This window comes from Jiangella alba, assembly GCF_900106035.1.
GTDB lineage: Bacteria > Actinomycetota > Actinomycetes > Jiangellales > Jiangellaceae > Jiangella > Jiangella alba.
Genome location: NZ_FNUC01000004.1, coordinates 2,535,644 through 2,548,063, shown reverse-complemented (window position 1 = coordinate 2,548,063; position 12,420 = coordinate 2,535,644). Strand labels below are relative to the sequence as shown.

The following is a 12,420-nucleotide window of genomic DNA, read 5'->3' as shown; positions in this document are numbered from 1 at the left end:
CCCGTACTGGTCCAGACCGGTCCACCCCTCGGCGGGCGCGTCCACCGGGCGTTACCGTCGGACCATGACCACACGGGCGCCGCGAGACGACAACGACGAGGCCGAACTGCGCGTGAGCCGGCCGGCCACCAGTGCGGCCGGGGTGCCCGGCGTCGTGCACGGCCTGGCCGCCGTGCTCGAGCAGTCCGGCGTGCGCCGCGGCGCCAAGGCACTGCGGCTGGTCAACCAGCAGAAGGGCTTCGACTGCCCGGGCTGCGCGTGGCCCGAGCCGGGCAAGCCGCACCTGGCCGAGTTCTGCGAGAACGGCGCGAAGGCCGTCGCCGAGGAGACCACCGTCCGCCGCGTCGACGCCGCGTTCTTCGCCGAGCACACCGTCGCCGAGCTGGCCGGGCGCACCGACCACTGGCTGGGCCAGCAGGGCCGGCTCACCGAGCCGATGCTGCGCGACACCGGCGACACCCACTACCGGCCGATCGGCTGGGACGCCGCGTTCGGCATCGTCGCCGACGCGCTGACCGGCCTCGACAGCCCCGACGACGCCGTCTTCTACACGTCCGGGCGCACCAGCAACGAGGCCGCGTTCCTGTACCAGTTGTTCGCCCGCGCGCTCGGCACGAACAACCTGCCCGACTGCTCCAACATGTGCCACGAGTCGTCCGGCGCCGCGCTGTCCGAGACCATCGGCGTCGGCAAGGGCAGCGTGTCGCTCACCGACATCACCGACCACGCCGACCTCATCGTCATCGTCGGGCAGAACCCGGGCACCAACCACCCGCGCATGCTCACGTCGCTGGAAGAGGCGAAGCGGCGCGGCGCGCGCATCGTCGCGATCAACCCGCTGCCCGAGGCCGGCCTGCAGACGTTCAAGAACCCGCAGAAGGCGCGCGGCGTGGTGGGCAAGGGCACGCTGCTGTCCGACCTGTTCCTGCAGGTGCGCCTCGGCGGCGACCTCGCGTTCTTCCAGGCGGTCAACCGCATGCTGGTCGACGCCGACGCGGTCGACCACGCGTTCGTCGACCAGTACACCACCGGCTACGACGACGCCGTCGCGGCCTGGCAGGCGCTCGACTGGGACGACGTCGCCACCGCCACCGGGCTGCCGCGTGAGGCGCTGGAGGCGTTCGTCGACGAGGTGCGGCGCGCCGACAGCGTCATCGTCTGCTGGGCCATGGGCCTGACGCAGCACAAGAAGGCCGTCCCGACCATCCGCGAGATCGTCAACTTCCTGCTGCTGCGCGGCAACATCGGCCGTCCGGGCGCCGGCGCGTGCCCCGTCCGCGGGCACAGCAACGTGCAGGGCGACCGCACCATGGGCATCTGGGAGAAGGCGCCGGCCGCGTTCCTCGACGCGCTCGAGTCCGAGTTCGGGTTCAGCGTGCCGCGGCGGCACGGCCACGACACCGTCGAGTCCATCCGGGCCATGCGCGACGGCCGGGTCGGCGTGTTCATGGCCATGGGCGGAAACTTCGCCGCGGCCACCCCCGACAGCGAGGTCACGGCGGCCGCGCTGCAGTCGGTGCCGCTGACGGTGCACGTGTCGACGAAGCTGAACCGGTCGCACGCGCTGCCGGGCCGGCGCTCGCTGATCCTGCCGTGCCTGGGCCGCACGGAGCGCGACGTGCAGGCCGGCGGCGAGCAGTTCGTCACCGTCGAGGACTCCATGAGCGCGGTGCACGCGTCGCGTGGCACGCTGAAGCCCGCGTCCGCCGAGCTGCGCAGCGAGGTCGCCATCATCTGCGGCCTGGCCGAGCGGGTGTTCGGCGGCGACTCCGGCGTCCCGTGGCGCGCGTTCGCGTCCGACTACACGGCGGTGCGCTCGCGCATCGCCCGGGTCGTGCCCGGCTTCGACGACTACGAGGCCAAGGTGGCGGTGCCCGGTGGGTTCGTGCTGCCGCACCCGCCGCGCGACTCCCGGTCCTTCCCGACGGCCAGCGGCAAGGCCCAGTTCAGCGTCAACGAGCTCGAGGTGCTGCGGCTGCCGCCGGGCCGGCTGATCCTGCAGACGGTCCGCTCGCACGACCAGTTCAACACCACCATCTACGGCCTCGACGACCGCTACCGCGGCATCCGCGACGGCCGCCGGGTGGTGTTCGTGAACCCGTCCGACCTCGCGGCGCTCGGGTTCGCCGACGGCGCCATGGTCGACGTCGTCAGCGAGTGGACCGACGGCGACCGCCGGGCGCCGTCGTTCCGGGTGGTGGCGTACCCGACGGCGCCGGGCTGCGCGGCCGCGTACTTCCCCGAGACCAACGTGCTGGTGCCGCTCGACCACACCGCCGAGGTCAGCAACACGCCGGCGTCGAAGTCGGTGGTCGTCAGGCTGGAGCCGGCGACGTCCTGATCTTGCGCGGCGCGGCCACCAGGCGGCGCAGCTCCTCGACGTCGCCGGTGACGGAGAGCCGGCCGGCCGCGACGGCGGCGTCGAGCGGGTCGGCGCCGTCGAGCACCGCCTGCCAGGCCGCCTTCGTCGCCCGGACCAGGACGTCGGGCGCGGCCGCCGCCGGGCCGCGGGCCAGCTCCGTCAGCCGGCCGGCCTCGACCCGCAGCCGGTAGACGTCGCGGTCGAGCGTGACCTCGTACGTCGCCGACCAGTCCGCCGCCGGGAGCTCGGCGAAGAACGTGCGCAGCCCGAGCATGACGGAGTCGGCGCTGACCTCGCCGGTCAGCGGCAGCACCGGCGAGCGGACGCCCCAGCGGGCCAGCGCCTGGAACACCGGCTCGAGGCCCGCGCCCCACTCCGTGAGCTCGTAGACCTTGGCCGCGGCGGGCGGCGGCAGCTCGCGGCGGTGCAGCACGCCGTACTCCTCCAGCTCCTTGAGCCGCTTCGACAGCACGGCCGGGGTGATACCGGGCAGCGCCGCCTGCAGGTCGCGGTAGCGGCGTGGGCCCAGCCGCAGCTCACGCACGACGAGCAGGGCCCAGCGCTCGCCGACGATGTCGAGCGACAGGGCGATCGGGCAGCCCTCGCCGTAGGTCCGGGTCACTTGCGCCTCCTTCATAACTATGGAAAGAATAGCACTAGCTACGTTTTTCATAGTGAGGAGACGGCGATGACCGAGCGGATGATCCAGGCCGGCGACGCGCAGCTGTGCGCCGAGGCGTTCGGGTCGCCGGACGACCCGGCGATCCTGCTGATCGGCGGCGCGGCCGCCTCGATGGACTACTGGGAGGACGAGTTCTGCTCGCGCCTGGCGGGCGAGGGCCGATTCGTCATCCGCTACGACCTGCGCGACACCGGCCGGTCCACCGGCTACCCCGCGGGGTCGCCCGGCTACACCGGGGCCGACCTCGTGACGGACGCGCTGGCGGTGCTCGACGGATACGGCATCACCGCCGCGCACCTCTACGGCATCTCGATGGGCGCCGGCATCGCGCAGACGCTGGGCGTGCTGCACCCGGAACGGGTGCTGTCGCTGACGTTGCAGTCGACCAGCCCGGCCGGCCCCGGCGGACCGGACCGCCCCGATCTGCCGCCGATGTCGCCGCAGCTCGCCGAGTTGTTCGCGTCCGAGGCCCCGCCGCCGGACTGGTCCGACCGCGACGCCGCCGTCGAGGCGATGATCGAGGGCCTGCGGCCGTTCGACGGCGCCCTGCCGCCCGACCTCGCGGAGGAGCGCGCCGTCGTCACCCGCATGTACGACCGCACCGCGGACGTCGCGGCCAGCCAGACCAACCACTGGATCCTGGAGGGCGGCGAGCTGGACCGCGGCCGGCTGGCCGAGATCACCGCGCCGACGCTGGTGCTGCACGGCACCGCCGACCCGCTGCTGCCGTTCCCGCACGGCGAGGCGCTGGCCCGCGAGATCCCCGGCGCCCGGCTGGTCGCGCTCGAGGGGATGGGCCACCAGTACCCGCCGCGTGCCGTCTGGGACACCGTCGCCACCGAGATCGTCGCCCACACCGCGCCGTGAGAACGCCCGGGTAAGGTGCCCGCATGCCTCCTGCGGACGACCTCACCGAGCACCGCGACAACCCCGGCGACGACATCTGGGTGAACGGCCGCCCCGAGGCGCGCCCCATCGAGGTCGTCGACTACGACCCGGACTGGCCGGCCCGCTACGAGGTGCTCGCCGCCCGCATCCGCACGGCGCTCGGCGACCGCGTCCTCGGACTGCAGCACATCGGCTCGACGTCGGTGCCCGGGCTGCCGGCCAAGCCGGTCATCGACGTCGACCTCACGGTCGCCGACCCCGCCGACGAACCGGCCTACCTCCCCGACCTCGAGGCGGCGGGATTCATGCTGGTCATCCGCGAGCCGGACTGGCACGAGCACCGTGCGCTCAAGCACGCCGACCCGAACACCAACCTGCACGTGTTCGGTCCCGGGTGTCCCGAGGTGACCCGTCAGCGGCTGTTCCGCGAGTGGCTGATCGAGCACCCCGACGACCTCGCCCGGTACCGCGACGCCAAGCTGCGCGCGGCGGCCGAGACGACGGCGTCCGGCGGCATCGTCACGGACTACAACCGGCACAAGGAGCCGGTGATCCGCGACATCTACGACAAGATCTTCCGCGAGCAGGGGCTGCTCGACCGATGACCATCACGCTCGGCACCCCCGCCGTCGACGACCTGGCCGGCGTGGTCGGCGCGCTGCGGGAGTGGCAGCACGACACCGCGCCCATGCAGCTGCACCCGGGCGACGTCGGGTGGCTGTGGCGGTTCGGCGCCGAGGCCACGGCCGCGGCCGTCCGGACCTGGAGCCGTGACGGCCGCGTTCTCGCCGCCGGGATGCTCGACGGGCCCAGCCTGCTGCGCCTGACCACCGCACCCGCCGCCCGGCGCGACGACGAGCTGGCGCGGCAGCTGGCCGACGACCTCATCCGTCCCGGCCGCGGCGTCCTGCCCGAGGGCAAGGCCTCGGTCGAGGCGCCGCAGGACGCCCCGCTCCAGGAGCTGCTGGCCGACGCCGGCTGGGGCCTCGACGAGCCGTGGCGGCCGCTGCGCCGCGACCTCGCCGAGCCGGTCGAGGACCCGGGGGTGCGGGTCGAGGCGATCGGCCCGGAGCGGGCGGGCGAGCGGGCCGCCATGCAGCAGGGCGCGTTCGACGGGTCGACGTTCACCGAGGAGCGCTGGCACGCCATGGCCGGCGGGGCGCCGTACGCCGACGCCCGGTGCCTGATCGCGTACGACGACGGCGGCGCGGCCGTGGGCGCGCTGACGGTGTGGTCCGCCGGGCCGGGGCGCCCGGGACTGCTCGAGCCGGTCGGCGTGCACCGCGACCACCGCGGCCGCGGCTACGGCCGGGCCCTCACCGTCGCCGCGGCGGCCGCCCTGCGCGAGTTGGGGTCGTCGAGCGCACTCGTCTGCACGCCCAGCTCCAACGTCGGCGCCGTCGCCGCCTACCGGTCGGCCGGCTTCCAGGACCTCCCCGAGGTCCACGACCGGGTCCGGGAGGCTTAGACCGGTCCCGGTCCTGCGGCGAAGCCCGCGCCGCCCTCGGCCACGGCGACGACGTCGAACGGCTCTTGCAGCACCGGCGCCGACCCGATCACCTGCGAACCGGGCGACTCCGCGGCCGTCTGCGCGAACGACGCGGCGAACGCGTCGCGGGCGGCCGCGGTCTCGAACACGTAGGTGCCCTCGAACCACTCGCCCGGCCGTGTGCGCCAGGTCTTGAACCGCAGGCCGTCCATGCCGGTGAACCGGGCCAGCGACGTGCCGTGGACGTACTCGCGCAGCGCGGCGTCGGCGCCGTCGGGCGCCTCGGCCAGCGACCAGCGCACGCTCAGTCCGTACATGGGTTCCTCCTCGTGGGTCGTCAGGCGACCGGCGCGCCGGCCTCGAGCCAGTACAGCAGGGCCCGGACACCGAACCCGGTGCCACCCTTGACCAACTCGGCCTTGTCGGACTCGGCCCGCCCCGGGCCGGCGATGTCGAGATGCGCCCACGGCACGTCGCCGACGAAGCGCTGCAGGAACAGCGCCGCCAGGATCGACCCGCCGCCGAGGTGCTCGGTGTCGATGTGCGCGACATCGGCGATGGCGGAGTCGAGCCCGAACCGGTAGTCGTCGACCAGCGGCAGCCGCCACAGCCGCTCCCCCGCCGCCTCGCCGGCGTCGCGCAGGGCGGCGGCCAGCCGGTCGGACGTGGCGTACAGGGCGCCGTGGCCGCGGCCGAGCGCCGTCGTGGCCGCGCCGGTGAGCGTGGCGACGTCGACGATGACCGTCGGCTCGAGCTCCGCCACCGCGTAGCCGATGCCGTCGGCCAGCACCAGGCGGCCCTCGGCGTCGGTGTTGAGCACCTCGACCGTGGTGCCGTCGTACTGCCGGATGACGTCGCTGGGACGCTGCGCGGCGGCGCCGGGCATGTTCTCGGCGGCCGCGACCAGCCCGGTGACGCGGACGTCGACGCCCAGTTCGCGCACGGCCGACAGGACGCCCATGACGACGGCGCCGCCGGTCATGTCGGTCTTCATCGTGACCATGCCCTCGCGCGGCTTCAGCGACAGGCCGCCGGTGTCGTACGTGATGCCCTTGCCGACCAGCACGACGTGCGGCGTGCCCGGGCCGGCGTTCGGCGGGTCGTAGCGCAGCGCGATGAGCCGCGGCGGCCGGTCGGAACCCTGGCCGACCGCCAGGATGCCGCCGAAGCCCTCGTCGGCCAGCGCCTTCTCGTCGCGCACCCGGACGTCGAGCCGGTGCTCGGCGCCGATGCGGCGGGCCTGCTCGGCCAGCCACTCGGGGTCCTTGACGTTCGACGGCGTCTGCGCGAGGTCGCGGGCGGTCCAGCTCGCCCCGGCGACCGCGACCGCCGCCGCGACGACGTCGGCCTGGGCGCCGCCGCCGGCGACGACCAGCGTGCCGAGCGGCCGCTTCGCCGCCGGAACGGGCGTGCTGCGGAAGCCGGCCAGCGCGTAGGTGGCCAGCACGGCGCCCTCGACGAACGCCCGCGTGGCGGCGTCGTCGGCCGTCGCGGTGACGGCGGACGCCAGCCGGTCGGCGCCGCGGGCGGCCCGGGCCAGCGCCGCGCCGGCCTTCCGGTACGCCGCTGCCGACCCGTCGCCGAGGCCCACCAGCAGCACCCGGGTGACGTCGACCTCGCCGTCGACGCTCGCGGCGCCGCGGCCCTCGGCGTACACCTGCACCGACACGACCTCGCCGGCCTTGCCGGTGCCGCCGTCACGTTCGAGCGCGGCGAACAGGTCCAGCCCGAGTGCCTCGGCCACCTCGGCGCCGCCCGGCCCGATCCACGGCGAGCCGTCGTCGCCGTCGTCGCCGTCCGCGCCGGACGGGTCGTCGGGCCAGACGGCCAGCGCCAGCACGCCGGCCTCGGCGTCCAGCAGCGGCCGGGCGTCGACCACGACCTCGGTGGGGCGAACAGTGCTCTCAGCCGACACGCGTACTCCTCGTCCTGACTACCCGTCCTCCGGGCAGAGTAATGCCCCCGCCCAGCGCCGCCGGCGCCGGACGAGGGCACCTATTCAATGCTCACGGCAACGACACGTCAGCCGACGACATCCTTCAACGCATCACCCAGCGCGCCGGCCTCGTCAGCAGTGAGCTCGACGACCAGACGACCGCCACCCTCGATCGGGACGCGCATGACAATGCCGCGACCCTCCTTGGTGACCTCGAGCGGCCCATCGCCAGTCCGCGGCTTCATCGCCGCCATCCGCGCACCCCTTCCTTTTCAGGCGCACACCCAAACCCCCTGATGTCCAGGGAGCACCAGCCGTGTGCGTCACGATGGAGGTCATTATCCCGCATGTTGGTCGTCGCGGGGAGACCGCGGTCGGTATGTCCTCACTGGTTGTCGGTGGGGGCTGGCAGGATGGAGCACTGTGAACGCCAGATCCGCCCTGTTCGACCTCTATGGCGATCACGTGCGCTCGCGTGGCGGCAGGGCCCGGGTCGCCGCGCTGGTGCGGTTGCTCGCCCCGCTCGGCGTCGCGGCGCCGGCGGTGCGCACGGCCGTGTCGCGCATGGTCAAACAGGGCTGGCTGCGTCCGGTGCGCATCGACGGCTCGCCCGGTTACGAGCTGACCGAGCGGGCCGACCGCCGCCTCGAAGACGCCGCCGCACGCATCTACCGCACCAACGGCCGGGGCGACTGGGACGGCCGCTGGCACGTCGTCGTGCCGGAACGCTCGGCGCAGCGGGCCGCCCGCGAACGGCTGCGCAACGGGCTGGCCTACCTCGGCTACGCGCCGGTCGGCGACGGCACCTGGATCGCCGCGCGCGCGTCGCCCGAGCTGGGGTCGCTGCTCGACGCCGAGGAGCTGCGGGCCGAGCGGTTCAGCGCCCGGCACCAGGGCGACGACGCCGAGCTGGTGCGCCGCGCGTGGGACCTCGACGCCGTCGGCCGGTCGTACCTGCGGTGGCTGTCCGACGCGCGCGGGCTGCTCGACACCCTGCCCGGCAACCCCACCGACGAGCAGGCGTTCGCCGCCCGCAGCCGGCTGGTGCACGAGTGGCGCAAGTTCCTGTTCACCGACCCCGGCCTGCCGCGCGAGCTGCTGCCCGCCGTCTGGCCCGGCGACGACGCCGCCGCCTTCTTCGACGAGCAGGCCGCCCGGCTGCAGCCCGCCGCCGGCCGGTTCGTCGACGCCTGCCTGTCCGCCGGAACCACCAAGGGAGCCGACCAGTGAGCCTGGTCCGTTACGAGTCCGACGACGGCGTCGGCGTCATCACCCTCGACCGCCCCGACTCCATGAACAGCCTCGACACCGCCACCAAGGTGGCGCTGCGCGACGTCGTGCTGGCGGCGGCCGCCGACGAGGCGGTGCGCGCCGTGGTGCTGACCGGCTCCGGCCGCGCGTTCTGCGTCGGGCAGGACCTCAAGGAGCACGCCGAGGCGCTCGCGTCCGGCGACTCCGGCCTGGCCACCACGGTGCGCGAGCACTACAACCCCACGGTCAAGGCGCTGCTCACCATGCGCAAGCCGGTCATCGCCGCCGTCAACGGCGTCGCGGCCGGCGCCGGGGCGTCCTACGCGTTCGCCTGCGACTTCCGCGTCGTCGCCGACACCGCGGGGTTCAACCTCGCGTTCGCCGCCATCGGGCTGTCGTCCGACACCGGGTCGTCGTGGACGCTGCCGCGGCTGGTCGGCTGGGCGAAGGCACGCGAGCTGCTGTTCCGCCCGCGCACCGTGCCCGCCGACGAGGCGCTGGCGCTGGGCCTCGCCACCGAGGTCGTCGCCCCGCCCGACGTCCTGCCGCGGGCCATGGAGCTGGCCCACGAGCTCGCCGCCGGCCCCACGCTCGCCTACGCGGCGCTGCGTCAGGCCCTCGAGTTCTCCGCGACGCACGGCCTCGACGAGTCGCTGGCGCACGAGGCCGACATGATGCAGTGGACCGGCGGCACCGACGACCACCGCGCCGCCGTCGAGGCGTTCCTGGCCAAGCGACCGGTCGTGTTCCGTGGCCGCTGACCTCATCGACGGCCCCGACGGCCGGCCGCGCTGTTCATGGGGCATGAGCACCCCCGACTACGTCACCTACCACGACGACGAATGGGGCCGCCCCGTCCACGGCGACGTCGCGCTGTTCGAGCGGCTGACGCTGGAGGCGTTCCAGTCCGGCCTGTCGTGGCTGACCATCCTGCGCAAGCGCGACGGCTTCCGGGCCGCGTTCGCCGGCTTCGACCCCGCCGCCGTGGCGGCCTTCGGGCCGTCCGACGAGGCGCGGCTCATGCAGGACACCGGCATCGTCCGCAACCGCGCCAAGGTCACGGCGGCCATCACCAACGCCCGCGCTCTCCTCGCCCTCCAGGACACCGACGGTCACGGCGCGCTCGACCGCCTCATCTGGTCCTTCGCGCCCGCCGCCCGCCCGGCGCCGGCGTCCCTGGCCGACGTCCCCGCCACCACCCCCGAGTCGGTCGCCCTGGCCAAAGCACTGAAACGGGCCGGCTTCGTCTTCGTCGGACCCACCACGGCGTATGCGGCCATGCAGGCGTGCGGTCTGGTCAACGACCACCTGGCCGGCTGCAGCTCGCGCTGACCGGTGGTCGGTGCCGTCCCGGCCCGGTCCTCCCGGCCCACGGACGATCATGGAGAAGGTCGGCCACCTGGCGACGGCATGGCCGAGTTTCTCCATGATGAACGCGGCGGCGCACACCGACCACCAGAGCACCCCTCCCCGCCTGAGCGCCGACCACCAGAGCACCGTTCGTCGGCGCCCGGTTCGCTCGCGCGCACGTTGTCGGTGCCCGCCCGTAGGGTGGGTGCCCTCCCAGCCGGGCGGGGACCATACCTCGGCTGAACGCCCAGAACGCCGCCATCGCCACCACGATCACCGGCCGCCTCACCACCGACGCCGCCCGACACCGACCACCCGGCCACCACGACGTCGCCGGCCCCGGACAACCAGGCCGACCCCGGCCACACCCACCGGCACCTGTGCGTGCTCAACGCCGGTCACCGGCACGCAGCCACCACCGTGCGCCGTCGTCGAGGCGGTAGGCGCGAAGCGTCAGCGCGGCAGGCGGTCCACGTAGCCGGCGAACCGGCGCAGCGCCACCCCGAGACCGAACCGCACCGCGGGCCGCAGCACCGGCCAGCCGGCCCGGCCGGCGGCGCCGAGCGGGAGGTCCAGCTGCTCCTCCCAGCGCACCTCGGCCGCGTCCGCACCGATCGCCCGCACCGAGAACACCCCCGGCCCACGCACCAGCCGCCCCGTGTGCAGCACCTCGCACCGTCGCGGCGGGTCCCAGGCCGTGACGACCATCGTGTCGAGGAACCCGGCCCGCCCCACACCGGTCCAGGCCTCCAGACGCGCCCCCACCTCGCGGCCGTCGCCGAGGCCCAGGACGCGGACCCGGGTCAGCGGCATCCACGCGCTCTGCGCCGGCCAGTCGGTGAGGACGTGCCACACGACGTCGGCGGGGGCGGCGAGCCGCCGCGACACCGCCACGTCGGCGCTCACAGCGCCGGCGCCACGCAGCGCACCCGCCCGCGCGCCCGGACCCCACCGCTCACCGCGAACTCCCCAGTTCACCCCGCTGTTCACCCGGCACCCCCAAGCGCTCGCCCCGCACCGTCAGTGCCCCTTCAGTACCCCGTGACCGGCGGTTCACCCTCGTCAGGGCGGGCGGGACGGCGCGGGAGCGGCCCGCTGGGGCCGGGCAGCCGCGTCTCCAGCTCGGCCAGCCGGTGGTCGCGCCAGGCGAGTTCGCGCTGCAGGCGGTCGAGGACGAGGTCGACCTGGTCCATGCGGTAGCCGCGGTGGACGACGGAGAAGCGCAGCCCGGCGACGTCGTCGGGGCCGACGGCGTCGGCGGGCAGCAGCTTCGCCTCGCCGCCCGGTGTCTCGGGCTGCAGGACGTCGCCCCGGCCGAGCACCAGCAGGACCGCGCCGAACAGCACGGCCGCGGCGACGATGACGAAGACGACGAACACGGCTCAAGGGTGCCACGTCCGGCGTTCCACCTCCGCGCCGCGCCCGCCGACCTGGCGTGCGAGGCTTACTGGCGACCTGATCGCGATCCGAACAGAGGAGTCCTGTGGGTGTTCTGCGCCTGGGCCGGTCGGCGTTCCCGCCCGGACGGTTCGCCGTCATGGCGATCGTGAACCGCACCCCCGACTCCTTCTACGACCAGGGTGCGACGTTCGGGTTCGAGCAGGCGTGGCGCCGGGTGCAGCAGGTGGTGGCCGAGGGCGCCGACATCGTCGACGTCGGCGGGGTGAAGGCGGGCGCCGGCGAGCACGTCAGCGAGGACGAGGAGATCGACCGCGTCGCGGGGCTGGTCAGCGCCATCCGCGAGGCGTACCCGCAGGTCGTGATCAGCGTCGACACGTACCGGGCGCGGACGGCGGACGCGTTGTGCGCGGCCGGCGCCGACCTCGTCAACGACACCTGGGCCGGCGCCGACCCGGAGGTCGCGGCCGTCGCGGCGCAGCACGGCGCCGGGCTGGTGTGCAGCCACACCGGCGGCATGCGGCCGCGGACGCTCCCGCACCGGGTCGCCTACGACGACGTGGTCGCCGACGTCCTGGCGCACACGACGGCGCTGGCCGAGCGGGCCGTGCAGCTGGGCGTGCCGCGCGAGGGCATCCTCATCGACCCGACGCACGACTTCGGCAAGAACACCTTCCATTCGCTGGAGCTGACGCGGCGCCTGGACGAACTGGTCGCGACGGGGTGGCCGGTGCTGGTCAGCCTGTCGCGCAAGGACTTCGTCGGCGAGACGCTGGACCTTCCGGTGGACGAGCGGCTGACCGGCACGCTGACGGCCACCGCGGTGTCGGCGTGGCACGGCGCCCGGGTGTTCCGTGCCCACGACGTCGCCGCGACCCGGCAGGTGCTCGACATGGTGGCCTCGATCCGCGGCGACCGGCCGCCGGCGGCGCCGTTGCGCGGCCTCACCTGACGACTGAGGCACCTCAGCCGCCCCGACCAGCACCTCAGAGCCCCTCAGGCACCGGGTAAGGGCCTATCCACCTGCGAAGATGCGGCATTCACCGCATGTGCCGAGCACCCCT

General features: G+C 74.4%; 14 protein-coding genes. 8 read left to right on the top strand and 6 right to left on the bottom strand.

The genetic code is table 11. From position 1 onward, the window contains the following. Nucleotides 1-64: 64 nt before the first annotated feature. Nucleotides 65-2,341 carry an FdhF/YdeP family oxidoreductase gene (locus BLV02_RS29795; protein WP_069114391.1) on the top strand — a complete coding sequence of 759 codons (2,277 nt, stop codon included), beginning with the start codon at nt 65-67 and terminating at the stop codon, nt 2,339-2,341. Here the strand turns inward: BLV02_RS29795 and BLV02_RS29790 are convergent. Then, nucleotides 2,316-2,984: a winged helix-turn-helix transcriptional regulator gene (locus tag BLV02_RS29790; protein ID WP_216094535.1), complete on the bottom strand. Its 669-nt coding sequence runs from the start codon at nt 2,982-2,984 to the stop codon at nt 2,316-2,318. The genes BLV02_RS29795 and BLV02_RS29790 overlap by 26 nt on opposite strands. Nucleotides 2,985-3,050: 66 nt before the next feature. Here BLV02_RS29790 and BLV02_RS29785 point away from each other — a divergent pair, with 66 nt between their 5' ends. From BLV02_RS29785 to BLV02_RS29775, 3 genes are read left to right on the top strand one after another with little or no spacing between them, the layout of a single operon-like run. Continuing rightward, nucleotides 3,051-3,911: an alpha/beta fold hydrolase gene (locus BLV02_RS29785; protein WP_069114393.1), complete on the top strand. Its 861-nt coding sequence runs from the start codon at nt 3,051-3,053 to the stop codon at nt 3,909-3,911. Nucleotides 3,912-3,934: 23 nt separating this feature from the next. Then, nucleotides 3,935-4,537: a GrpB family protein gene (locus BLV02_RS29780; protein WP_069114394.1), complete on the top strand. Its 603-nt coding sequence runs from the start codon at nt 3,935-3,937 to the stop codon at nt 4,535-4,537. After that, on the top strand, nt 4,534-5,400 hold the full coding sequence (locus BLV02_RS29775) for a GNAT family N-acetyltransferase (RefSeq protein ID WP_069114395.1): 867 nt from the start codon (nt 4,534-4,536) through the stop codon (nt 5,398-5,400). Before BLV02_RS29780 ends, BLV02_RS29775 begins: the two co-directional genes overlap by 4 nt. Here BLV02_RS29775 and BLV02_RS29770 read toward each other — a convergent pair. The 3 genes from BLV02_RS29770 to BLV02_RS29760 form a co-directional block, all read right to left on the bottom strand. After that, on the bottom strand, nt 5,397-5,738 hold the full coding sequence (locus BLV02_RS29770; RefSeq protein ID WP_069114396.1) for a hypothetical protein: 342 nt from the start codon (nt 5,736-5,738) through the stop codon (nt 5,397-5,399). The genes BLV02_RS29775 and BLV02_RS29770 overlap by 4 nt on opposite strands. A 20-nt stretch (nt 5,739-5,758) precedes the next feature. Continuing rightward, complete coding sequence (locus BLV02_RS29765; protein ID WP_069114397.1) at nt 5,759-7,336, bottom strand: leucyl aminopeptidase; 1,578 nt, start codon at nt 7,334-7,336, stop codon at nt 5,759-5,761. 107 nt (nt 7,337-7,443) lie between these two features. After that, nucleotides 7,444-7,611: a DUF3117 domain-containing protein gene (locus BLV02_RS29760; RefSeq protein ID WP_069114398.1), complete on the bottom strand. Its 168-nt coding sequence runs from the start codon at nt 7,609-7,611 to the stop codon at nt 7,444-7,446. 169 nt (nt 7,612-7,780) lie between these two features. Here BLV02_RS29760 and BLV02_RS36825 point away from each other — a divergent pair, with 169 nt between their 5' ends. From BLV02_RS36825 to BLV02_RS29745, 3 genes are read left to right on the top strand one after another with little or no spacing between them, the layout of a single operon-like run. After that, nucleotides 7,781-8,587 (top strand): PaaX family transcriptional regulator, encoded by an 807-nt coding sequence (locus BLV02_RS36825; protein WP_069114399.1) that lies wholly within the window; start codon nt 7,781-7,783, stop codon nt 8,585-8,587. Then, nucleotides 8,584-9,369: an enoyl-CoA hydratase/isomerase family protein gene (locus BLV02_RS36820; RefSeq protein WP_069114400.1), complete on the top strand. Its 786-nt coding sequence runs from the start codon at nt 8,584-8,586 to the stop codon at nt 9,367-9,369. The genes BLV02_RS36825 and BLV02_RS36820 overlap by 4 nt, the downstream gene beginning before the upstream one ends. 43 nt (nt 9,370-9,412) lie before the next feature. Beyond that, nucleotides 9,413-9,940, top strand: coding sequence for a DNA-3-methyladenine glycosylase I (locus tag BLV02_RS29745; protein WP_069114502.1), 528 nt, complete (start codon nt 9,413-9,415; stop codon nt 9,938-9,940). A gap of 471 nt (nt 9,941-10,411) precedes the next feature. Here BLV02_RS29745 and BLV02_RS29740 read toward each other — a convergent pair whose 3' ends face one another. Together BLV02_RS29740 and BLV02_RS29735 are read right to left on the bottom strand one after the other, a co-directional pair. Next, complete coding sequence (locus BLV02_RS29740; RefSeq protein ID WP_069114401.1) at nt 10,412-10,864, bottom strand: SRPBCC family protein; 453 nt, start codon at nt 10,862-10,864, stop codon at nt 10,412-10,414. 125 nt (nt 10,865-10,989) lie between these two features. After that, entirely contained in the window at nt 10,990-11,337 is a 348-nt protein-coding gene (locus tag BLV02_RS29735) for a DivIVA domain-containing protein (protein WP_069114402.1), read from the bottom strand. Between the two features lie 158 nt (nt 11,338-11,495). Between BLV02_RS29735 and folP the strand changes: the two genes are divergently transcribed. After that, nucleotides 11,496-12,308 (top strand): dihydropteroate synthase, encoded by an 813-nt coding sequence (folP, locus tag BLV02_RS29730; RefSeq protein ID WP_069114503.1) that lies wholly within the window; start codon nt 11,496-11,498, stop codon nt 12,306-12,308. The last annotated feature ends 112 nt before the right edge of the window (nt 12,309-12,420 follow it).